This is a genomic window from Marinobacter sp. W-8 (assembly GCF_044342215.1).
Lineage (GTDB): Bacteria > Pseudomonadota > Gammaproteobacteria > Pseudomonadales > Oleiphilaceae > Marinobacter > Marinobacter nauticus.
Window position 1 is genome coordinate 2,457,169 of sequence record NZ_CP172297.1, and the last position, 22,817, is coordinate 2,479,985.

General features: G+C 54.9%; 16 protein-coding genes. 2 read left to right on the forward strand and 14 right to left on the reverse strand.

What is annotated here, in order from left to right:
- Positions 1–54: 54 nt before the first annotated feature.
- The 6 genes from ACF8YQ_RS11440 to ACF8YQ_RS11465 form a co-directional block, all read right to left on the reverse strand.
- On the reverse strand, positions 55–1,131 hold the full coding sequence (locus tag ACF8YQ_RS11440) for a hypothetical protein (RefSeq protein WP_153741599.1): 1,077 nt from the start codon (positions 1,129–1,131) through the stop codon (positions 55–57).
- Entirely contained in the window at positions 1,128–4,640 is a 3,513-nt protein-coding gene (locus ACF8YQ_RS11445; RefSeq protein WP_396621441.1) for a toxin VasX, read from the reverse strand. Before ACF8YQ_RS11445 ends, ACF8YQ_RS11440 begins: the two co-directional genes overlap by 4 nt.
- Complete coding sequence (locus ACF8YQ_RS11450) at positions 4,637–6,757, reverse strand: type VI secretion system Vgr family protein (RefSeq protein WP_396621442.1); 2,121 nt, start codon at positions 6,755–6,757, stop codon at positions 4,637–4,639. Before ACF8YQ_RS11450 ends, ACF8YQ_RS11445 begins: the two co-directional genes overlap by 4 nt.
- A 118-nt stretch (positions 6,758–6,875) precedes the next feature.
- Positions 6,876–8,612, reverse strand: coding sequence for an alpha-amylase family glycosyl hydrolase (locus ACF8YQ_RS11455; protein WP_396621443.1), 1,737 nt, complete (start codon positions 8,610–8,612; stop codon positions 6,876–6,878).
- A complete protein-coding gene (locus tag ACF8YQ_RS11460; protein WP_022992716.1) occupies positions 8,609–9,832 on the reverse strand; it encodes a glycosyl transferase in 1,224 nt (407 codons plus the stop codon). Before ACF8YQ_RS11460 ends, ACF8YQ_RS11455 begins: the two co-directional genes overlap by 4 nt.
- A 36-nt stretch (positions 9,833–9,868) precedes the next feature.
- Positions 9,869–10,669: an HAD-IIB family hydrolase gene (locus ACF8YQ_RS11465; RefSeq protein ID WP_396621444.1), complete on the reverse strand. Its 801-nt coding sequence runs from the start codon at positions 10,667–10,669 to the stop codon at positions 9,869–9,871.
- Positions 10,670–10,749: 80 nt separating this feature from the next.
- Between ACF8YQ_RS11465 and ACF8YQ_RS11470 the strand changes: the two genes are divergently transcribed.
- Positions 10,750–12,204 (forward strand): YdiU family protein, encoded by a 1,455-nt coding sequence (locus ACF8YQ_RS11470; protein ID WP_396621445.1) that lies wholly within the window; start codon positions 10,750–10,752, stop codon positions 12,202–12,204.
- A gap of 7 nt (positions 12,205–12,211) precedes the next feature.
- Here ACF8YQ_RS11470 and ACF8YQ_RS11475 read toward each other — a convergent pair whose 3' ends face one another.
- Both ACF8YQ_RS11475 and ACF8YQ_RS11480 read right to left on the reverse strand, forming a co-directional pair.
- Positions 12,212–13,540: an AmpG family muropeptide MFS transporter gene (locus ACF8YQ_RS11475; protein WP_396621446.1), complete on the reverse strand. Its 1,329-nt coding sequence runs from the start codon at positions 13,538–13,540 to the stop codon at positions 12,212–12,214.
- Positions 13,541–13,621: 81 nt separating this feature from the next.
- On the reverse strand, positions 13,622–14,104 hold the full coding sequence (locus ACF8YQ_RS11480; protein WP_011786031.1) for a YajQ family cyclic di-GMP-binding protein: 483 nt from the start codon (positions 14,102–14,104) through the stop codon (positions 13,622–13,624).
- 134 nt (positions 14,105–14,238) lie between these two features.
- On the opposite strand from ACF8YQ_RS11480, the gene ACF8YQ_RS11485 reads away from it, so the two are divergent.
- Complete coding sequence (locus ACF8YQ_RS11485) at positions 14,239–15,210, forward strand: response regulator (RefSeq protein WP_228223960.1); 972 nt, start codon at positions 14,239–14,241, stop codon at positions 15,208–15,210.
- Positions 15,211–15,436: 226 nt separating this feature from the next.
- Here ACF8YQ_RS11485 and ACF8YQ_RS11490 read toward each other — a convergent pair whose 3' ends face one another.
- The 6 genes from ACF8YQ_RS11490 to ACF8YQ_RS11515 form a co-directional block, all read right to left on the reverse strand.
- A complete protein-coding gene (locus tag ACF8YQ_RS11490) occupies positions 15,437–16,450 on the reverse strand; it encodes an AraC family transcriptional regulator (protein ID WP_396621447.1) in 1,014 nt (337 codons plus the stop codon).
- 90 nt (positions 16,451–16,540) lie between these two features.
- Positions 16,541–17,752, reverse strand: coding sequence for an argininosuccinate synthase (locus tag ACF8YQ_RS11495; RefSeq protein WP_199452266.1), 1,212 nt, complete (start codon positions 17,750–17,752; stop codon positions 16,541–16,543).
- Between the two features lie 133 nt (positions 17,753–17,885).
- On the reverse strand, positions 17,886–18,290 hold the full coding sequence (gene fliS, locus ACF8YQ_RS11500) for a flagellar export chaperone FliS (protein ID WP_396621448.1): 405 nt from the start codon (positions 18,288–18,290) through the stop codon (positions 17,886–17,888).
- Positions 18,291–18,311: 21 nt separating this feature from the next.
- Positions 18,312–20,297, reverse strand: coding sequence for a flagellar filament capping protein FliD (gene fliD, locus ACF8YQ_RS11505; protein ID WP_396621449.1), 1,986 nt, complete (start codon positions 20,295–20,297; stop codon positions 18,312–18,314).
- A 222-nt stretch (positions 20,298–20,519) separates the two neighbouring features.
- Positions 20,520–20,951 (reverse strand): flagellar protein FlaG, encoded by a 432-nt coding sequence (locus ACF8YQ_RS11510; protein ID WP_396621450.1) that lies wholly within the window; start codon positions 20,949–20,951, stop codon positions 20,520–20,522.
- 73 nt (positions 20,952–21,024) lie between these two features.
- Complete coding sequence (locus tag ACF8YQ_RS11515; protein WP_396621451.1) at positions 21,025–22,455, reverse strand: flagellin; 1,431 nt, start codon at positions 22,453–22,455, stop codon at positions 21,025–21,027.
- Between the last annotated feature and the right edge of the window lie 362 nt (positions 22,456–22,817).

Sequence of the window (22,817 nt, forward strand, 5' to 3'; positions counted from 1 at the left end):
CGCAAAAAACGAAGTCGCGAGCGACATGTGGCTGCGCCGATGCTATCAAGCCTCTCAAATCGGCCAGGCATCGGCCGGGCGTAGCTTTCGGTACTCCGCCATCGAGATCTTGCCCAACTGCGGTGTCAGCCTGCATTGGCGTTTATCCCATGGGTATTCCATCTGCCGCTTCAGCCATTCCTTGCCTTCCCCTTCCTTCCAGACTTCCAAATCCAGATCACGCCAGAAGCGAGGGTTGCGGTCGGTGCGCCGGTCATGCTCTGCGGTAACTGGGTCCAGATGTCTGAATGGTTCCAGCCTTGGCACATCCGGCAGGGGCTGAGAGGTATCCATGTAGCGTTGAAGCATGTCCCACAGCGCCATTACCTCTTCTTTCGTGGGCTCTACCCGGCTCAGGGACGTCTGGCTGAATTGTTTGGCGGTGTAGCGATGCACGAACATCAGGCGGTAGAAGATACCGCCGGCTTCAACGACGCGCTCCACGTAGGCATCATATTCCTCGAAGGGGGCTGTCAACTTTTTTCCGCCTGGCAAGGCAAAACTGACCTGACCGGTCTCTCGGCTGAAGTAGCTTTCACCCGCCTTATGACTTCTGTCCAAGAGCTTACCAAGAAATTTGTCGAACGGCCTCAGTAATAGAGCAACGCTGCCCATGACCACGGGCATAGTCTTTATCAGGATAAGAATCGAAAGTGGTAGCCAAACGACAACTCCAACTAACATTACCAGCATAAATACAATATCGTTGGCTTCAACGACCCATTGATACAACCAATAATAAAACCACCATGCACCACCAATCAAAATCAATCCACCCCATGCATAGGGTACGAATAATAGAACTGCTGAAAGGCCGAGAAACGCCTTGCCACTCAAGAAACGAATCTGACGATGATTCCACCACCAGTTACCGGACTGAAAAGCTTCTGGGTCAATCTTATCTTGGTTTTGAACTTCCCCAACATCATCGCTAATACGGTAATAGGGATCGATACCTGCGTAATCGCCAACAGGTTGTAGATCCTGACCAGCACGTTTTCTATTTTTTTTCGTAGCATCAGGAACAGGAGGAACCTTATCTCCCGATCCTCTCCAATTCTGATAGCTTCTTTTTTTATCATCGTTACTCAAAGTGCAACCTCTTTAATTATCCAATACGGAACCGGATCGTTATCGAACGGGTTCAGTACATTTTGTTTCTTACCTGGCAGTACAGCGTGATGCTTAGAATCGAACGGTTTGTATTCATCCAACGCCGGAGTCGGATACCGAAATCCCCCAATTTCACTTGTAATATACGCCTGCATCACAACTCTTAGGCTAATGGTTCGTCGTTCACGATATTCATACGTTTCGATTTCGCCTCCAACCAAGTTTCTTTCAACCAGAAAATGCACTGCATTTTGTTCAGGAACGGCGACCCAGCTTTTAATCCTCTTCAACGGAGTACTTTTGCTCAATCTGTAATTTTCCACATTCCACGCGTCGGTTTTTGATGTCTGAACAGTGCTGTGAGTATATTCCAATTCTTGAACACCGAGCCTTAAACTTGGATGTTTAACTCTCTCGCCTGTATTATCTTTTTTATGACCAACTTTATCGATTTTAAATCTACTAATTATCGGGGACTTAAGCGTTATTCTATAATCATTTTGGGAAGTCTCGTTATCCGAAAACATTCTCTTTTCACTATCACTTAGATTATCATAACGCTTAGCCGAAATACTTATAGGAGCGAATAAGGTAAGAAGTTGGGCATAGTAAAGGACATCATCATCTGGCAGCCCCGCATGACTTGGGCCAATGCCCAAAGGCCCTCTTTTCAGCACCTGCTCTATCTCACTATCAGTGGAAACAGCAGCATATATACTACCACCTAAAACCAACCCCAAACCCAACAAAGCCCACCCCCAACCAGGCACCAACAACATACCGGTCATTAATTTTGAAAATGCGAAAACACTACCACCGATTACTGCTAGTGCATGGCCTAAAGCGGCGTCCATATCTCCACGACTAACACTATTACGAACGTCCCAGGCGCTTACGGTCACCATAAAACTAGCCGCGAAGAAATTCACCAACGACATAGAACGTACAATAGTACTTGCGCCATCCTTCATGAGCTTTTGCTGAACTAAAGGGCCAAGCACTGGTATAGACCTCACCTCAAAAAGCGGCCTCAATATAACTTTCGAAACCAATTTACTTTCGGCGGGGGAATTAACCGCGTGAAGCTTCATCAATGCCGCGGAAAGATCTAATCCTGCACCCACAAATTTCGTAAGACCATAGCCAACCTCTTCTGGCTTTGCTTGCTTCAAATTCAACATTTCGGAGACAACGTTAAATGCAGCTAACCCCACCAAAACCCGGGACAAGCCCGGCCCATCCGCAACAGCCTTAGCCTTATTAGCCCAATCAAATTTCCACGCACTGAACTTCACAGCTTCGGGATGATCAATCGGCAAGACAAACACCCAAGTGTGGGCAGCAGCTTTAACTACAGCGTCACCAACCTCATCCGCAAGCCTTGCCGGACTCGTTGACGCAACCTTTTTACCCGCCGCATCAACTCGATCAGCGAAAAGGTAGTCGTTACGCCTTGTCAACGCTTCACTCTGGAGATCAGCATCGGTCAATCCAAACGAGAGGCCTTTTCCATGAACGCCGACAATGCTGTAACGCGTCAGGTCAACGGCATCCCTACGCATCACTCTTAATTCACCACCAAGCTTCGGATCCGCAATATCAGCCGCTTCACTGACCGCGGTAAACACTCGGTCCAGCCTGATAGCCGTCAATTCGCCACTCTCACGTATCCGATCAATAACCTTAAGAACGGCGCCACTCCAGCCACTCAGTGCAGTTTCAACCATCCCCGCAACGGTACCTGCAGAGCCAACAGAAACAGGAGAGGAGCTTTCATCATTCGTACCGGAATCAGCCTCCTCATATTTTAGTTGCTGAGCAATCGTACTGATGGCTGATAGACCGAGCCCATTCAAGTGCCGATCAGTGAGGGTCTCGCCCTGACGAGATAGTGCCCTTAACTGCGCCAGCAACGACCGGTCATCTTCTTCGCATTCCCCGTTAGCCAAAGCGTCAATCAGAGAACTCTTTTCCAGACCCAGCTTCAGGACACGAGACAGAGTAATTGGCTCTTCCACACCCTGCGCTCTAAATACACCAGGTAATTGCTGAAAAATATCCAGCAGGCCCGCATGAAGAGAGAATGCCTCGCATGGCCCGAGCCCTCTATGATGGAGATAGTCACCGCAGACCAAATCAAATTCACCGCTAGCAACTAGCATTTCGAGCTTTGTTAGATGACCCTCTATGCTGTGAAGTATCGTTCGGCGTTCTGATTGCTCTAGGATTTTGTGGAGTTTGTCTTGATCTACTGCGGCCCGCAGCTTTCTAATCTGACCAGCTGAGTCGGATGCATTCGGATCAAATACCGCCTGACGTATCAGCATTGCTGAATGAACCAGCGGTCTTTCCTGTATGGATACATCAAGAGCGTCAAGATAGTGAAGCGCCAATTGAAGCTGCGCCAACGAGTGACGCAGCCTGAACAATGGATCCGGGATAGCTACGCAGACAACCCCCCTCTGCGAGCGGAGATGCTGCAAAAGATCTGCCCCTTGGGGGCAGGAGAGCTCAAGAATGTTCGCCACCTCACTCTCCTCACCGGCATCCACCGGATCTGGTGCGATAGCCTCCAGTGCATGCTCGAGCGGGTTCTTCATCAATTGCTCAGTGTATTCAACAGGGTCTTTTACTTCGCTTCTCGAGGCCGCCCGCCGTGCTGACTCCCTTGCCTGCTTTTCATTACTCACCAATAGCTTGGCGAGCTTGCTGCACAGATCGTCTTCACTCGGCCCTTCAAAACTGAGCACAAAATCACTGGGATCTTCAATCATTAGTTCAATGCCCAGATCCCGATGCCTGAGTTCTGGAGCGTTCTCAACACGTGATGCAGGGAATCCGGTTTCAAAACTTAATGAATCAACTGATGTGGCCGCCCAGGCATGACCCACTCCAGTCGTCCTTGCATTACGAACTGCGTCATTCTCTTCAAGTTTCTGAATATAAGACCAGTCCCACTGGACTTCACTGTAGGCCATGCGGAAATCGTGCATCACCGCTTGTCCCTGGAGAAACACAGGAACAAGCACATCGTCCAACCACTGCCCCGCTGATGGGCGCACCATTCTCAAATCGGACTGAGGGTCGTTGACCTCCGCACGCGCTTCCTGAAGATCAACGTCACTAAATTGGGAGTTTTGATTGATCTCCAATTCTCGCCAGAGCTTGTCTTTGCAAAAAATGTAGAGAAATCCAGGGCGTAGCAATGCCACCCCTTTACCCTGATAGATTGGTGCACCGCGCCCTTGCTGTACCGGGAGGTTATCGGCGATCTCCGCCAGAGGTTTGATCCTCAAAAGAGTATTCTCTTGGTAATCCTCACGCTCAATATTGGATCTTGCATGCTTAAGAAGAGGAACAGAGATCTTGCCTCCATCACGCTTGGGGATCGTCAGCACCAGGTCTTTGGGATCTGTATCGTCGTAGTCCGCTCTTCTGAGAATTGAGCGATCCAGAGACTCATCCGAAAAATCCACCGTGTCCGTCATACGCTCTCCCCTCCATCGCTTCCTTTCACCGCCTCTACTGAATCCCGCTCCAAGTGGCCACCAATCACATCAATGATCAGTTTTCGATCAGAGCCCGGTAACTGTTCAAACTCTGTTTGGTCGGGAGAGGCACCTTTACGCTGACTAACCATTGCCAGTTCAGGAGACTGCTGCATTGCTGCCCGATCTCTATCAAGCAATGCAGGCAGTTCCGGAGCAACTGTATTCTGCCCCGAACCACTGCCCGGACTGCCCCCGGAATTAATCTTGATCCCCGGCCCACTCAAGGTCACGCCGCTGGGGTCCAGCTTGATAAAACTTCCACCGCCAGAAATTGTCAGCTCTGCCCCGGCATCCAGAACCACCTTGGCACCGGCCTTGTGATGCACTTCGGTGCCGGCTTCCGAGGCCATGGTGCGGGCGGTTTTCTGATGGTAGGTGCCGCCCACGGTCTGGCTGCAATCTGCGCCAACGGACAGCCGGTTTTCGCCGTCGGTGGTGCAATGGTCCGCCGCTTTGATGTGGCTGAACTGGTGGTTCTCCACCGTCAGGTGGCTGTCGTTCCTGATGACTTCGGTGCGATTGTTTTCCGTCAGCAGGTCGAGGTCTTTCTGGGCGTGCACGTAGATCTGTTCTTCGCCCGCTTCGTCTTCAAACCGCAGTTCGTTGCTGCCCTCACCCTTGTGGGTTTTGGTCTTCAGGGTGGTGCGGGTTTTGTGTTCCGGCAGCGCGTACGGCGGTGTGTTGGTGGCGTGGTAGGTTCTTCCGGTGATGATGGGCTGGTCCGGGTCGCCGTCGAGGAAAGACACGATGACTTCGTGGCCAATTCTGGGCAGAGCCATAAAGCCGTACTGGCCACCCGCCCAGCCCTGGGCCACGCGCAGCCAGGCGCTTGAGTGTGCGTCGTTCTTGGAATAGCGGTCCCAAGGGAATCTTACTTTCACCCGGCCATACTGGTCGCAGTGGATTTCTTCACCCTCGGGGCCGGTGACGAGCGCCATCTGGGGGCCGTCCATCACGGGTTTGTGGTTGCACAGCGGGCGCCAGGTTTTGTCGGCCGGAATGGCGCTGAAGGTGTTGTGGTAGCTGGTGGGTTCGCTGCCACCCTCTTCTTCCAGGGCCTGGGGCTGTTTGCCGGTGTGGGTGATGGCGGTGAGCAGCCATTCCCGGTTCAGGGTCTGGCTGTCGTGGTCCTGCAGTTCCACTTTGGCGCCGGGGGTGAATTCCGGGCGGTTGCTTTTGCCGTTGGCCATGGCGGCGTCGTTTCTAAGCGCATCCAGTCTGTTCTGGGTGAACGGCTGGCCGCTGGCGTCGGCTTTGTAGCGGCCGGGGTAGTCGTAGTGCTGGTAGTCTTCCCGGTGGTTCGCGTCGGCAGCGCTGTGTTCATGCATCAGGGCGTAGGCGGGGTTCTTGAAGGTGTAGTCCTTCATGGCCACGGAGGCGGCTTTGACCCGCTCTTCGTAGGCGAACTGGAACACGCAGGCCTGTTGGGTGCTACCACCGGCTTTGGTGTTGCAGGTGACCGGGTCCAGTTTCGGAGCGTCGCCGTGGTGGTCGGCAAGAATCAGTGCTGGTTGTTCTTCACCATCCACGCTGCCGTGCTGGTAGCGGTAGTGCCAGCCTTCTTCGGCGGCCAGGCGTTCCAGGAACTGCAGGTCGGTTTCCCGGTGCTGGACGCAGTATTCCCGTTCTTCCGGTGGGCGCTTGAAGTCAAAGATGGAATCCACAATGCCCCGCTCTTCGAGCAGGGTGCGCACGATGGCGTCGGTGGTCTGGGTCTGGAAGATGCGGCTGTTGTGCATCAGGCCCAGGCGCCACAGGGGCGGCTGGATGACCACTTCGTAGCGGGTGCGGCGGTGGCCGGTGTCGCCCCGCATAAATTCATTCACCACGCCGGTGAACCGGCGCAGGGGCTGGCCGTCCTGCCACACCACCAGGTCTACCGGCTGTTCCAGTACATCGGCGGCGGCCACATCCGGGTCGGTGCTGGCCAGCTGTAACCGGCCATGGAACAGATCAGACAGCCGTTCGGTCAGCGCGAAGCCGACAACGACAAAGTGGTCCGAGGGGAATTCGCCTACACGGGCGGTGAACTGCAATCCGCTTGCCTGGGGCATGACTTCGATCCCTGAAGATTATGTTGAACTGACTCATCCTGAGCAGCCCCGATTATAACCACCGACTTGCAGAATACAAACCAACCATGCCTCATTCCTGAGGCATTCGCCTTAACGCTCAGCGTCTCTGCTCGTTGGACAACCACACACTCTGATACGGCTTCAGGGTGATTGACCCAGCCAGATCATCCACCTCCATTCCGGAGATCAAGTCTACCCAGCGATCCGTTCCGATCAGATTGATATCACTGAGCGCCACCTGCTGCACCTCGGGACTGATGTTATGGATACAGAACACCGATTGCTCCCGACGCATGCTCTGGCGCCAGAACCCGAACAACTGCAACCCTAGGTGCAAGGTGAACTGCGTGGCGTTCGGATGGAACGCAGGTTGAGCGCGACGTATGGCAATCAAACGCTTCAGCTCCCGGAATGCCTTGCTGTGGTGGGTCAGTGGATCTGCGAGGGTTTCCTCCAGTTGCGACAACTGCCATTGACTGCGGTTAATGGAGCGCAGGCGCCCGGTATGCTCCACCCGTGCCTGATCGTTCTCCGTGGCCAGCAAGCTGTGGATATAAAAGGCGGGAATGCCCTCGAGAGCCAGCATGATGGTATGCGCGCACAGGAATCGCGCGAGCTGCCAGTGGTCGGCACCGCCTTCTGCGGTCCCTTTGAGGGCATCCCAGAGCGCAATGTTCATCTCATAGGGCTGATCCCGCCCGTCGGCCGTCCGGCGGTAGGACACCTTACCGCCAAACGACTCCATGGTGTTGATCAGGCGTTGCTTTTCATCTTCGGTCAGCAGGCCATCTGTGGGCCGCAGACCAACGCCGTCGTGGGAAGCGATAAAGTTCAGATAGGTGGTGCCCAGCTGCGCCGGAGGCATACTCATCAGCCAGGTTTTCAGATGTCGGCAATTGCCGGTCACCAGCGTGTTGATCAGCAGAGGCGGCAACGAAAAGTTATAGATGGCGTGGGCTTCGTTGGCATTGCCAAAATAAGTCAGGTTCTCCCGGTTAGGCACGTTGGTTTCGGTAATCACCACCGCGTCCGGCGTGTGATGTTCAATCAGCAAGCGCAGAATCTTGATCAGCTCGTGGGTTTGCTGCAGGTGAATACACGGCGTGCCGGGCTCTTTCCAGAGAAAGGCCACGGCATCCATACGGAAAATCATCACACCCCGTTCCAGGTATTGGCGGATGATCCCCGTAAACTCCAACAATACCTGCGGGTTGGCAAAGTTCAGGTCTACCTGATCTTCACTGAAGGTGCACCACACATAGCGCTCGCCGTCGTCGGTCTGCACCGGATTGAGCAGGGGCGACGTACGTGGCCTCACTACCTGGCTGAGGTCGTCTTTCGGGTTGCCTTCAAAGAAATAGTCCTTACCCGGGTCGATGCGCTTCTTATAGTTTTCGAACCACCGGCTGCGGGCCGACATGTGGTTGATCACAAGATCGGACATCAACTTGTAGTCCCGGGCAATGGCCTCAATCTCCGGCCAGCCACCGTGACTCTCATTCACCGCCAGGTAATCCATCACCGAAAAGCCATCATCAGAGCTGAAGGGAAAAAACGGCAGTATGTGCACCGCGGAAACGGAGTCCTTAAGGCAGTCATCCAGGAAGCGCTTGAGCGTCACCAGCGGCTTCTCGTCCGGTTGCTGAAGCGTGTCCGCGTAGGTGATCAGCAACACATCGGTTTCGTCCCAATGGTTCTGGTGGGCCGGTGGGGCGTCGGCATTGGGCGCCAGCCCCATGGTGGCCAGTAACTGCTCCGCCAGAAAATCGCAATCTACCGAGGGATAGACGACCTCGAGCATACCTTGCAGCTTGCTCTTCAGTGGCTGAGTCATGGCCGATATTCCTGATTGTCCAGTTCAACAGCCTCCAGCAGTTGCTCGCGAATGTCCGGAATGGCACTGGTCACCCGGTTCCAGCTGGGGATAAAGGGGGTGTCCATGGGGTTATCCAGGAAGTAGGCGCCGGCGCGCATCACATTCTGGGCAAACAATTCCACTGCCTTTTCTTCCTTGTGCCGATCAAAGCCGAGCCCGTTGATCACGGCGTCGTTCTGATAGGTTTCCACAAAATCCAGAGCAATACGGAAATAGGTCGCCTTGATGGTGCGGAACTTTTCATTGGAGAACACTTCGCCATTGGTGGCCAGCTTTCGGAACAGGGCCTTGGCGATATCCACGCTCATTTTGGACAGCCCTCGGCTGGCATCCTCCGGCGAGAGATCCTGATGCTTGTGATCGTAGACATCAGCAATATCCACCTGGCACAGGCGATTGGTGGCGTAGTTTCGTTTCATCTCCGAGAGCACACCAATCTCGAGCCCCCAGTCACTGGGAATGCGCAGGTCATTGATAACATCTGTGCGGAACGAGAATTCTCCGGCCAGGGGATAGCGGTAGCTGTCGAGGTAGTCGAGAAAATCGTTCGGGCCGCAGACTTTTTTCAGGGCCCGGATCAGCGGGGTGACCAGCAGACGGCTGACCCGACCGTTCATTTTGCTGTCGGCAACACGGGCGTAATAGCCTTTGCAAAACATGTAGTTGAATCCGGGGTTGGCCACCGGGTAAATCAACCGTGCCAGCAGGTCCCGCGAGTAGGTCAGGATATCGCAATCGTGCAACGCCACCGATTTGCTCACCCCTGAGGCCAGCACATAACCGAAGCAGTACCAGACATTCCGCCCCTTACCCATTTCAGTTGGGGCCAGGCCCTGTTCGCGAAGCTTGAGGTCGATGGCCCGCAAACGCGGCCCATCGTTCCACAGTACCTTGAACGGCTGAGGCAGCTCGGAGAAGTACTCCAATGCGTGCCGGTATTGTGCTTCATCGGCACGATCGAGCCCGATCACGATTTCTTCCAGATAAGGCACCTTTGCCAGCTCCTGGACAATGTGTTTCAGGGCGGGGCCTTCCAGCTCTGAATACAGCGACGGCAACACCAGTGACATGGGCCGCGCTTTACGGAACTGAAGCAGATCGGCCTCGATGTCTTCTACCGGTCGTCGCACAAGATTGTGCAGGGTCGTTACTATGCCATTCTGGTAAAAGTCGCCCATGGCGCCTCTCCTATGCTTTTGGCCACACCAGGCGGCCTAGTAGCCGTACTCAAAAAGAAGATTGAGCACGCATTCGTTCCAACCCTCTGGGCCGGGTTTCAGGGAGCGCATGGGGTGCTTCTGCGATGGCAACTGGACCTGATCGCTGTTCACCCCGCGAATCACCACCGGGATATCCGCGGCCTCCAGCATGCGCTGGTCATTCGGGCTGTCGCCCAATGCGATGGTGACTATCGGCTCGCCCTGATAGCGCTCCCGGTATTGCTCCAGCAAAAAGCGGGCCCCCTCGGCTTTGTCGAACCGCCCCATGGCGTGCCAGAAGCGCCCACCCTGCACCAGACGGAGCCCCTCACGCTCCAGCGCCGCACTGAATTGGTCCAGCTCCGGATCGCTGCCCTGCCAGATCAGTGGCTCAGTACCCAGGCGCTGCCGGGCCCGAGCAGCCTCCACCTTATCCAGCCCCGCAACCTCGGCCAGTTCCGTATCCGGCATATCTGAAAAGCCCCGAAACTGTGCACCCGCCTCCCTCTGCACCATAAGCGTGCGCAGAACCTGCTGGTGATCTGCGCCAAAATTCATCACCTGTTCTTCGGTGCGGCCCAGACAGCCCGCCGGGATAACCGCCGCCGCACCGTTCTCGACGATGAAGGGGGCCCGTATACCCATCGCGTTTTGCAGATGGCGCATCTCCGCGGCGGTTTTACTGGAGTTAAAAATCAAGGGGATACCGTTAGCGGCCAACTTTGCCATGGCCGGCGATGCGGCCCGCCAGCTGTAGCTGTGATGGTCCAGCAAGGTGCCGTCCAGGTCGGTGAAAACTATCAGGTGTGGTTGCATTTGGTTCACCTGCTCTGCAATCTGTTGTTAGGCTTCAACCCTATACATACGCAGTATTCATACCAAAGCCAGGTCGTTTTATGAGCAACAACAGCTTTCAGGTGGAACATCGCTACCTGGAATTACCGGACAGCTTCTACAGCCGGGTACAGCCATCTCCTCTGTCTGAACCGCGCATGGTCTGCTTTAACCAGGCCCTGGCCAGCGATATGGGATTTCTGGTGCGGAATGAAAATGACTGGGCGGCCATTGGTGCCGGCGCCGAACTTCTGGAGGGGATGGACCCGGTCGCCATGAAGTACACCGGACATCAGTTCGGCATGTACAACCCGGAACTGGGCGATGGCCGCGGCCTCTTGCTTTGGGAAACCGTGGGCCCGGACGGCACACGCTGGGACTGGCACCTGAAGGGCGCAGGCACCACGCCCTACTCCCGCTTCGGCGATGGCCGGGCGGTGCTTAGATCAACCATTCGCGAATACCTGTGCAGCGAAGCCATGCATGGTCTCGGAATACCGACCACCCGGGCGCTGTTCATGATCAGTGCCAAAGACCCGGTGCGCCGGGAATCCATCGAAACCGCCGCCGCTCTGATGCGGGTAGCGAAAAGCCACATCCGGTTCGGCCACTTCGAGTTTGCCGCCCACCATGAAGGGCCGGAAGCCCTGAAAACCTTGTTAGAGCATGTGATTGCCCTGCACTTCCCTCACCTGATCAGCTTGCCGGAGGACCAACGCTACGCCCGCTGGTTTGAGGAAGTGGTGGAACGCACCGCCAGACTAATCGCGAAATGGCAGGCCGTTGGTTTCTGCCATGGGGTGATGAACAGCGACAACATGTCGATTATCGGTGACACTTTTGACTATGGCCCCTTCGCCTTCCTGGATGATTTCGACGCCGGCTTCGTCTGCAATCACTCCGATCACGAAGGCCGCTATGCCTACAACCGCCAGCCCCAGGTAGGCTTTACCAACTGTCAGTACCTGGCCACTGCTTTGTTGCCGATCATGGACGAGGATACCGTTCGCCGGGGACTGCGACGCTATGAAACCGCCTACAACGAGCATTTCAAACACCAGATGCTCGCCAAGCTGGGGCTGGAGGAAGCGGATGGGTCAGATATGGGCCTGATCATGGACACCTTCAGCATGCTCCACGAACACCGCGTGGACTACACCCGGTTTTTCCGCGGCCTGTCCAACCTGCACGACCATGGCACAGCGCCGGTTCGTGATCTGTTCACAGACCGCAGCGTGGCCGACGAGTGGCTGGAACGTTACGAAGCCAGACTGCAGAAGGAAACCCGTGGCCACGATGAACGGGAATTCGCCATGCGCCGGGTAAACCCGAAGTACATTCTGCGCAACTACCTGGCCCAGCAAGTGATCCTGGAGGCGCAGAATGGCGACTATGAGCCGATGAAAGAACTGCTCAAGGTGTTGGAAAAGCCCTTTGATGAGCAACCCGAGTATGAGAAATACGCTGCCCTGCCACCGGATTGGGGGAAACATCTGAACATCAGCTGCTCTTCCTGAACGGCCGCTATTTCACCAGGGCATCTTCCTCATGTTTGACTGGCGCCAGCGCATCCAGCCTGGCGCCGTGTCGCATCATAAACAGCACCAGAAGAATCGCAGGCACGCCCATCAATCCCGCGATCAGGAAAAACTCGGCGTAGCCAAAGTTCGCCACCACAATCCCGGAAAAGCCCCCCAGGAACTTGCCTGGCAGCGTCATCAGCGAGCTGAACAGGGCATACTGGGTGGCAGTGAACGAGGCACTGGTCATGCTGGACAGCCACGCAATCAACGCCACATTGGCAATGCCGCCACTGAGGTTATCGGCACTCACCACCAAGGCCAGCGCCGCGATATCCGGTGGTTGCTGGGCTAACAGTACAAACAGAAGGTTGGTCGCCGCCGTCATGATGGCACCCGCCAGCAGTATCCGGCGCACACCATAACGGACTACCAACACCCCACCGAGCATAGAACCGGCAATGGTCATGAAAAACCCGAACACCTTGGTGACATCGGCCACCTGGGTTTTAGTGAAGCCCATAAAATCCAGGTAAAAAGGATTGGCCATCACCCCCATGGCAATATCCGAAATGCGATACACCGCCACCAGCACCAGAATCGCCACCGCCAGCTCCCGATACCGACGGAAGAAGTCCAGAAACGGACCAGCCACGGCGGCATAGAACCAGCCAGTTAACCTGGCCAGGCGTTCCGGTCGGTGGCTTCGTTTCTCCACCTCTTCCTCAATTCGATGGGCAATGTCCTGAGCAGCCGCAAAATGGTTTACTTCCGGCTCTTTCACAATCAGCACCGTCAGCGCACCCACACCCACCAGCGCTGCCATCACCTGGTACGACACTTCCCAGGACCAGAACTCCGCCACATACAGTGCACCGGCGCCAGCCACCAGCAACGCCAGCCGATAACCAAAGATGTATGTGGCCGCTAACGCCGCCTGCAAACGCTCCTGAGCAATCTCAATGCGATAGGCATCAATGGCCACATCCTGCGTGGCGGAGGAAAAAGCCACCAACAATCCGAACAGCGCCAGTGTCTCCGGAGCCGCCAGGGCGTTCGTCTGGGACATCAGGTACAACCCGGTGGCAATGCCCGCCTGAGCCAGCAGAATCCAGCTGCGGCGCTTGCCAAACAAGCGATCCAGCACCGGCAGTTTCAGCCGGTCCACCACCGGCGCCCAGAACACCTTGATGGAATAGGTAATGCCAAGCCAACTGAAAAAACCGATGGTGGCGGTCTCCACCCCAACGTCTGCCAGGCGGGCATTGAGGGTGGAAAACACCAGCAGAAAGGGCAGCCCCGCCGAGAACCCGAGAAACAACATGGCAATCACTTGCCAGCGGGTGTAGGTGTAGGCGGTATCCCGAATCAGGGCTGCAACGTTGGGAGGAAGATAAATAGGAGCCTCTCCGAATCAGTCGCGAAAGTTGTTGAACTGCAGCGGGATGTCCAGTTCTGCCTCACGCAACATGGCAATGGCTTCCTGCAGGTCGTCCCGTTTCTTGCCGGTAACCCGCACCTTGTCACCCTGGATGCTGGCCTGCACTTTCATCTTCTGCTCTTTGATCATCTTCACGATCTTCTTGGCCATGTCCGTTTCAATACCCTGCTTCAGGGTGAAATGCTGCTTCACCAGCTTGCCCGCTTTGCTTTCACCATCTTCGGACAGGGCGCGGGTGTCGATGTTGCGCTTGGCAAAGGCCATTCGCATCATGTCCACCAGTTGCTCCAGCTGGAACTCCTGCTCGGCGCTCAGCGTCAGGCGTTTGTCCTCCAGCTCGATGTCCGCCTCAACATTCTTGAAATCCCAGCGGTTACCCAGTTCACGCTTGGCCTGGTCCACCGCGTTGGTAACTTCGTGCATTTCGATTTCTGAAACAATGTCAAAAGAAGGCATAGTCGTTATTCTCCAAAGGCCACGGAGGGGTATACTGTGGCGACAATTTGATTACGGATGTTCGAAACCGCCAAGAATACCAAGAGCTGTGGCGAACCGCATCTGACAATGGACTGGTAAGAAGTAGACAAACAATGCCAAACCTCGATCTTCCCATTCTTGTAGTAGACGACGCCAAATTCAGCAGTATGGTGGTGGGCCGTACGCTGCGAAATGCCGGATACCGCGACATACGCATCGCCAACAACGCACCGGCTGCCCTGAAACTCATGGAACAACGCCCGGTCAGCGTATTGATTGCAGACTGGCTGATGCCGGAAATGGACGGCCTGCAGCTGACCGACCAGGTTCGCCAGCAAGACGAGCAGAACAACCACTACACCTATGTGATTCTGCTCACCGCCCGCGAGAGCGTGGAAGCCTTGTCGGAAGCGTTCGACCGGGGTGTGGACGACTTCATCTACAAATCAGACATGACCAAACAGCTCATCCCTCGCATCTTTGCGGCGGACCGCATGGCAGACCGGCAGAACACCCTGCTGCGCGCCAACGCGCTGCTGGTGGAGAACAACCGGGAACTGGAATCCAGCAACATCATTGATCTGGAAACCGGCCTGACCAACAACAAATACGCGCGCCAGCGCTTGCAGAAAACCCTGCGCCACGCCGAATCCCGTGGCGGCTCAACCGCCTACGTGATGTGCGGCATCCGCAACTGGCAAGACCTGAAACGCAAACATCCGCCCAGCGTGATGAGCGAACTGTCGATCGGCATCGCCCGGCGCCTGAGCACATTGATTCGCCCGATTGATGCCCTGTGTCGGGTAGGTGATAACCAGTTTGCGATTGTCTCCTACTTTCCCAACAGTGATCACTGCACCACCACCGCGTTCCGGCGCATTTTTGACGGCATCAACCACAAAGCCCTGAAAACCACCGCCGGCTTCATCTCTGTGGAGGCCGGTATGGCCCTGTGCAAAGCCGATGCCCAGGACGGCACGCCAACAGTGCAGGATTTGGAGCGCGCAGCCGTGCAAGGATTGGTAGATGCCTATGAAACCCGTCGTTTCACCGAAATCACCCCGGAGATACGGGCAGGTGTGTAGCGATCACAAACAGTAACACTGGGACACACTTCACAAACAGACAGGAAAGGCGATCAGGCTTATTCTGACATTGTGGAATCAAGCAGTATCCACCCATGGCGGAGGAGCCGAGTAGTACCTCCGCCGCCATATGGGTACCGCAAGCTGATTCTGCAGGATTAACGAATTTTTCAGGCACTTTCGTTCTTTCCGAATTTCTTAAGCCAGCTCTCGTAAGCTGGCTTTTTTATTGCCTGCGAAAATCCCCCGGCGTCTTACCCGTCGCAGCCTTGAACTTTCGGTGAAACGACGTGGTTTCGCTGTACCCCAGGCGCAAGGCAATATCCGGAATACTCATGTCGGTATTCTGCAAATAGTCCTCCGCCATTTGCTGGCGCACCTCATCCAGCAACTTCTGGTAAGACACCCCTTCCTGACTCAGCTTTCGCTGTAAGGTACGGCTGGTCATTCCCAGATCCTCGGCAACCATATCCTGGCGGGTAATGCCCTCGGCGAGCTGTTTCTGAATGCTTTGCTTTACCTTGCTGGTCAGATCCGTGTCGGTGTCGAGCAACGCCAACTGAGACAATGCGTGTGCTTCCAGGGTTTTTCGCAATAGCGGGTCTGGCTGACGCAGGCGGGTGGCGAGCAGTGACTGCGCAAAGGTGACACTGTCCTCCTCTGCATCAAACTGTACAGGGCATTGCCAGCGCAAAGCATAGGCCTTCTCATGCTCCGGGCCGGGAGAAGGCCGCCTGAGGCGAACTTCCAGCGGCGTGGCGTCCGCGCTGTCTGCCAGCCATCGCGCATAGTTGATCCAGGAGGCAAAGACATTGTCCACCACCTGGGGCCACACCACAGGATCGGTAAAATTGCAGGTCCAGATCAGTGTCGCGCAATCGCCCTTCATCTTGAGGCGGGTGGTACCCATATCCCCCACCAGCTTTTCATAGGGCGCAATACGGGTAACCGCTTCCCCCAACGTGGCGCAGCTCATGGTGATGTAACCCAGCACACTGTAGGAACCGGGTTGCACATAGTCGCCGGTCTCCAATCCCAATACCGGGTTACCGGTATGTTCGGCCAGCAAGTGAATAAATGCCTGGAGCTGTTCGCCGTCGATTCGGCCCTCATCGGAATCCAGGATCTCGGGCTTCAAACCCGCCTTTTCAAACAGCGGATCAACCGCGATACCTTTGGCATCGGCGTAGCGAACATACTGCCGCAAAGCGGCGACGGAAGCTGTGCCCAACGCATTCATGGTGATGACTTTCGTTGTTGGAATTGTTTGAAAAGTATAAACAAAAACGCCCGGTTATGAACCGGGCGTTTTCAGGGCATCAACAAACCATCAAAGCTTGCGGCCTTTGCCAGCGGCAATCCGCAGGCGCAGCGCGTTCAGCTTTATAAAGCCTTCCGCATCTTTCTGATCGTAAGCACCCTGGTCTTCTTCAAAGGTGGCGATCTTCTCATCGAACAGAGAATCGTCAGACTTACGGCCGACCACGTCTACATTGCCCTTGTAAAGCTTCAGGCGAACGGTGCCGTTCACGTAGTTCTGGGTCTGGTCGATCAGCGCCTGAAGAGCCTCACGCTCCGGGGACCACCAGTAACCGTTGTAGATCACCTCAGCATAGCGCGGCATCAGGCTGTCCTTCAGGTGTGCCACTTCACGGTCCAGAGTAATGGACTCGATGGCGCGGTGGGCGCGCAGCATGATGGTACCACCCGGAGTTTCGTAACAGCCGCGGGACTTCATGCCCACGTAGCGGTTCTCGACGATGTCCAGGCGGCCAATACCATTTTCACCCGCCAGCTTGTTCAGGGTTTCCAGCACCACGTGGGGCTTCATTTCCTGACCATCAACGGCAACGATGTCGCCCTTCTTGTAGGTGAGTTCCACGTACGTGGGCTTATCCGGCGCGGCTTCCGGAGACACACTCCAGCGCCACATGTCTTCCTCGGCTTCCGCCCACGGGTCTTCCAGGTTGATGCCTTCGTAGGAGATGTGCAGCAGGTTGGCGTCCATGGAGTACGGGCTCTTGCCCTTCTTCATTTCCACCGGGATGTTCCGCTCTTCACAGTACTTGAGCAGCTTCTCGCGGGAGTTCAGATCCCACTCGCGCCAGGGAGCGATCACCTTCACGCCCGGCTTCAGGGCATAGGCGCCAAGCTCAAAGCGAACCTGGTCGTTACCTTTACCGGTGGCACCGTGAGAGATGGCATCTGCACCCGTCTCGTTGGCAATGTCGATCAGGCGCTTGGCAATCAGCGGGCGGGCAATAGAGGTACCCAGCAGGTACTCGCCTTCGTAGATGGTATTGGCGCGGAACATCGGGAACACGTAATCGCGCACAAACTCCTCGCGCAGGTCCTCGATGTAGATTTCCTTAACGCCCAGCGCTTCGGCTTTCGCACGCGCCGGCTCCACTTCCTCGCCCTGGCCAATGTCGGCAGTAAAGGTTACCACCTCACAGTTATAGGTATCCTGCAACCACCGAACGATGACGGAAGTATCCAGGCCACCGGAATAGGCCAGCACCACCTTTTTAATATCAGACATGCCCTTGCTCCAGACTGAACAGAATGGATGTGTTGAAAAGAAGGGCAACATTGTACGGGATGGCGGGGGGAATGGCTATAAAGCCCCTACCCTGCCAAAGGATAGGGGCGCCATGGACGGCAGAAGTGCTGGTTTAGCCAGCGGCCTGGGAGTGCTGGCTTACCACTTCCTCGCGGATGCCGTCCCAGCCTTCTTTGATTGAACGAAGCAATTCAATCACTTCATCCAGCTTGGCCATATCATTACGGGCACTGCCTTCCAGCAAGGTGCGCTCCATGTAGTCGTACAAAGCTTCAAGCCGTGGCGCCAGATCGCCGCCCTTCTCGAAATCCAGGAACGAGCGCAGCCCGCCAATGATTTCGATGGCTTTGTTCAACAGCTGCGCTTTTCCGGCGTAATCCTTGGCCTGCATCTTGGCCTTGGCCATGTTGATGCGCTCAATGGCACCGTTGTACAACAGCTGGATAAGCTTGTGGGGATCGGCATCGGTGATGCTGGTTTGGGTATTAACGCGTTGGTACGCTTGTAAACCGTTCATAAATAACCTCGTTTCACCGTATTACTCTCGATTGTTCTGTGGTGCCAACGCAGCCAACTGCTGCGTGACGTAATCCCGGGTGCTGTTCAACTGCGAGATCAAGGAGTCCGCCGCTGTGAACTGGCTCACCAGCCTCTCCCGATAAGCAGCAATACGCTCCTCAAGACGAACCTGACTCTCCTGAATCTGCTCAAGCTCACGGTTTAGTCCATTTGTCCGAGCTTCGATCGCGCCATCAGCGCCAACAATGTTGGTCACCAAGTCAACCGTACGCTCTGCAACCCCTTCCACAAAGGTGATGGAACCACGATTACCCGTCTGGTCACCGAGAATTCGAACCTGAAGTCCCGAAGCACCGCCGTTGCCAGTTCCAAGAAACAGCACCTGGCCGTCGCCTTCCGCAGCCCGACCATCGATGGTGCCGGCCACATCCAGCCCGTCGGTGCTGGTATTGGTATCCAGGCCAAACAAGGCCGCATCTTCGGCGGATGCCAGGGCCACTTTCGAATCGCTACCATAGTCTGCCGACGTAAACGTCAGATTTCCGCCACCATCCAAACCAACCTGCAATCGGGTGCCGGCTGCATTCAGCGCATTATTGGCGTTCAACTGAGCTTGAATATTATCAAGAAGCGCCTCCTGACTAATGCCATTACCCTGGGTCAGCTTCAGGTTCACCGTGATATCACCGTTCACTGTCAAGGCCAGATCATCATTGGTATCGGTAATATCGAACGTAGCACCGAGTGCCGAACCAGCTACCAACTGCCCCTGAGTGGCAGCCTGCGTGATATTGATGTCGTACTCACCGGGCTCGGTATTCAAACCGCTGCGAACAAATTCCACCTGGCTGTCCGTGGTACGCCCCTGCTCCGCAAACAGCGCCGTTACCTCGTCAGGATTAGCCTTCAGGACTTCTTCGAACTTCGCCCGGTCGAATTCTAGGCCACCGGTCTCAAAGTCAGTGGTGATACCCACATCGGCCAAACTGCGAACACTGGCGTTCTCCATGCCTGGCACCACACGGGTAAGAATATTCCGCAACTGGCTCTGAATCGCCCGAACCGTAGAATCGCCGGTTAGCAGGCTGCCCACACCAGCCTCGGCATTAAAACCGGCAAGGCTGTCAATGGTGGACTGCAGCGCATTGAACTTATCAACGAAGCCCTGAACGCGGTCAGCCACTGCGCCAAAATCCTGAGAGACTTTAATAGTAGAAGTGCCGGTTTCTTTGATATCGAAGGTCAGGCCATCGATCACATTTTCAAATGTGTTGGTGGAACGGGTAACCGTTACACCATTGATATCCATTACCGCATCGCTGGCAGCAATAGTTTCTTTCAGGCCGGAGTCCGCATCCATTCCCGCGTTGAAGGCAAAACGTGAAAGGCCGGTGTTGTCGGTATCTGTGCCATTCGTATCACCCGTGACAGAAATACTGACTGCGTTGGCGGTACCCGTCTCATCCGCAGAAAGCACCAGTTGATATCCACTACCGGTATCGATGATTCCAGCGGAAACGCCCGCGTCTGCTTCATTAATCGCGTTCGCCAGACCCTGAAGTGTGTCGTTACTGCTGTCTATAGTGATATTCGTAATTTTGTCGCCAACCGACAGCTCCAGGGTGCCACGTCCGACGCTGGTCGCGTCACGATCCGCAAATACATCCCGGGAAGCCAATGCCTGAGCAGAGGCAAGACTGGTGACCTCCACACTGTAAGCGCCACGGCTTGCCTTGGTGGAATCGACAGAAACACCAATATCGTCATTGGAGGAAGACGCAGAAAATGCCTTGAGGTTATCCGGTGAGCTCAACTGCCGCATAGGCAGACGAAGTTCCGTGACGGCACTGCGCAACTTGCCATAGGCGGACAAAAGCGCCTCGGCTTGCTGGGTTTTCTGGGTTAGGCGGGTTTCCGTAGGCTTGCGCTCTGCGGCCACCAACTGATCCACCAGATCCGAGTTCAGCACCCCGGAACCAATTCCCAACGATGATATACCTGCCATAACCATGCCTCCTCAAGGGGGCCAATGTCTTCACTGAACTATGTATCGGCCGAAAGCGGCAAAACTTTGCCTTTCCGGCGTAGAAAATTGTAACAACGCGTCAAACCAAGCATAGCCCCGAATCAGACCGGGTGCAGCCATAACGCAGAACACCGCCGGACCTTCTCAGGTGCGGCGGTGCTGAAATACCGTTGTAGTCATCCGCGCAAAAGCGGCAAGCTTTTACACCTTGATGTTAAACAACGTCAGCGGTTCGTCCTGCTGCAATTTTTCTGCCAACCTCAAAGCCACTTCATCCGGAATCTGGCGGATGACTTCCTGGGTTTGCTGATCGACCACTTTAACAATGGTCTGGCCCATGTCGTTATCCACTTCAAACTGCAGATCCCGCTGCACATTCTGAACAAAGTCGTTCAGCTGGCTGACCGCCTGATCCAACTCTTCACGCTGCGCCTCGTTACGCTCCTGCAGCCGCTCGGCTTTGGAGGCTTCGTTAGCAACGTTGCGTTGAACCTGGGCTGCGCCGACAGTCGAAGCAGCAAGGTCAGGGGCATTCCGGCCCTCGGCCTGAGATGACGACAGTGCCTTCACCGGGCCCCGGTCACTGGCATTCACCAGCTTCAGGTTCGGGTTGTTCAGGTTAACGTCATTCATAGCTTTACCTCGCTATCCTCAAACGGCGGAAAACCGGAACCCGAAGGTTCCGGTTTGTGCCGCTATGTCCCTGTTACTGCAGGAGGGACAGAACCTGCTGCGGACGGGCGTTCGCCTGAGCCAGGACGGAGATACCGGCCTGCTGCAGTACCTGGGACTTGGAGAGCTTCGCGGTTTCGGCTGCGAAGTCTGCGTCCAGGATTCGGCTGTTGGAGGCACTCAGGTTTTCTACTGAGGTTGCCAAGTTATTGATCGTGGACTCGAAGCGGTTCTGGACAGCACCGAGATCTGCCCGCGCAGCGTTAATTGCGTCGAGCGCACCATCAATAGATGAAAGCGCTTTTTCGGCACCCTCCTGAGTACCAATATCAATCGCGTTCAGAGCCGTTCCAGTCTTGGATATACCCTTGGAAAGGGTCAAGCCATCAGTTTGAGCAATAACCAGAGTTCCACCTTGCTGATCCGAAGTTCCCTTATACTCGATATCCACCTTTGAATATTGGGTTCCGGCAGCAGCCAGACCAAAACTTTGTGTATTAGCACCAGTAGAGTTGGCCGTATCATCGAAAGCGAAAGTGATATTCCGACCATCGCTAGCGACCAAGTCTAATTTCCCGCCTTTGTTTTCAGCTACCACACCAGTAACGGAAGACACACTATTAATCGCATCCATCGCTGCTTTAGTGTTCGCGCCATTATCTGTACCAGCGAAAACCTCGAATGAGGTCCCATTAATGGTAAATGTTACATTGCCAGCATCAGCACTTGCTACCGTAGCTGCACCGGTGGTATCGCCACTGACCCGATTGACATCCGCACTCGCAGTTAGCCCAGCAATTCCGGAGTTATTTATCGCATCCGTTATATCCCTAGCATCGGTCGCCACATCACCCAAACTAACTGTAGCGTTACTTCCAACAGTAACTGTCAGTTCTTGTGCCGCAGCATTTCCGGCGATAGTGTTATCTGCTGCACTCACACCGGTATAGATGCCAAGAGATGAGCTCCTAGCATTAGTAATACCATCGATTGAAATTTTTTCACCGGCATTGGCGCCAACTTGAAAATTTTTCTGAGTAAAACTCCCATCCAGAAGCTTGGTGCCATTAAAGGTTGTCTGTGAAGCAACGCGATCAACCTCTTCAACCAACTGGTCAACTTCGGCTTGCAATGCTGCGCGATCAGAAGCGCTATTCGTAGCGTTAGCAGACTGCACGGACAAGTCGCGAATACGTTGCAGGTTGTTGGTGATCTCGTCCAAAGCACCTTCAGCCGTTTGCGCCAACGAAATACCATCATTGGCATTCCGCTGAGCCACATTTAAACCAGAGATTTGCGATTGAAACCGTGTTGAAATGGCCAGACCGGCAGCATCGTCTTTCGCAGAGTTAATTCGCAAACCAGAAGAAAGTCGCTGAAGCGCTTGATCATTCAGCCTTTGAGAATTACCCAGCTGATTCTGAGCGTTGAGGGACGCAACGTTAGTATTAATACCGAGAGCCATAATGCTTCTCCTTCGACAGATGTCGTTATTTCATGGAAAAGGTCTGACGCCCGTTCTCGTTAATCTGGGAGCGCCGCCCTGTTATTCCACTTAACGGCGCCTTGTGCGGTTGCTTTAGGAAAATTTTCAGGGTTTTTGTAAAGGAATGTAACACATGGAATTTGGGGGCAGACCCCGGGACATTTGGTGGGGCGAACTGTACTACCCCAACTCAACAAAACCGGCAACCCTTTTCCCGCCCCCTACGCCAACTTTCCGGCGCTAGGCAACACCCTGCTCAAAACCTGATCTAAAAACTATCAATTAAAACAGCCATATAACGCCACTTTCTTAAAACTGGCACACCCTTCGCTTAGTATCCG

Coding starts and splice junctions, on each gene's coding strand:
- ACF8YQ_RS11445 (WP_396621441.1), bottom strand. CDS start 4,640: ATGACGGACACGGTGGATTTTTCGGATGAGTCTCTGGATCGCTCAATT.
- ACF8YQ_RS11450 (WP_396621442.1), bottom strand. CDS start 6,757: ATGCCCCAGGCAAGCGGATTGCAGTTCACCGCCCGTGTAGGCGAATTC.
- ACF8YQ_RS11455 (WP_396621443.1), bottom strand. CDS start 8,612: ATGACTCAGCCACTGAAGAGCAAGCTGCAAGGTATGCTCGAGGTCGTC.
- ACF8YQ_RS11460 (WP_022992716.1), bottom strand. CDS start 9,832: ATGGGCGACTTTTACCAGAATGGCATAGTAACGACCCTGCACAATCTT.
- ACF8YQ_RS11465 (WP_396621444.1), bottom strand. CDS start 10,669: ATGCAACCACACCTGATAGTTTTCACCGACCTGGACGGCACCTTGCTG.
- ACF8YQ_RS11470 (WP_396621445.1), top strand. CDS start 10,750: ATGAGCAACAACAGCTTTCAGGTGGAACATCGCTACCTGGAATTACCG.
- ACF8YQ_RS11480 (WP_011786031.1), bottom strand. CDS start 14,104: ATGCCTTCTTTTGACATTGTTTCAGAAATCGAAATGCACGAAGTTACC.
- ACF8YQ_RS11485 (WP_228223960.1), top strand. CDS start 14,239: ATGCCAAACCTCGATCTTCCCATTCTTGTAGTAGACGACGCCAAATTC.
- ACF8YQ_RS11490 (WP_396621447.1), bottom strand. CDS start 16,450: ATGAATGCGTTGGGCACAGCTTCCGTCGCCGCTTTGCGGCAGTATGTT.
- ACF8YQ_RS11495 (WP_199452266.1), bottom strand. CDS start 17,752: ATGTCTGATATTAAAAAGGTGGTGCTGGCCTATTCCGGTGGCCTGGAT.
- fliS (WP_396621448.1), bottom strand. CDS start 18,290: ATGAACGGTTTACAAGCGTACCAACGCGTTAATACCCAAACCAGCATC.
- fliD (WP_396621449.1), bottom strand. CDS start 20,297: ATGGCAGGTATATCATCGTTGGGAATTGGTTCCGGGGTGCTGAACTCG.
- ACF8YQ_RS11510 (WP_396621450.1), bottom strand. CDS start 20,951: ATGAATGACGTTAACCTGAACAACCCGAACCTGAAGCTGGTGAATGCC.
- ACF8YQ_RS11515 (WP_396621451.1), bottom strand. CDS start 22,455: ATGGCTCTCGGTATTAATACTAACGTTGCGTCCCTCAACGCTCAGAAT.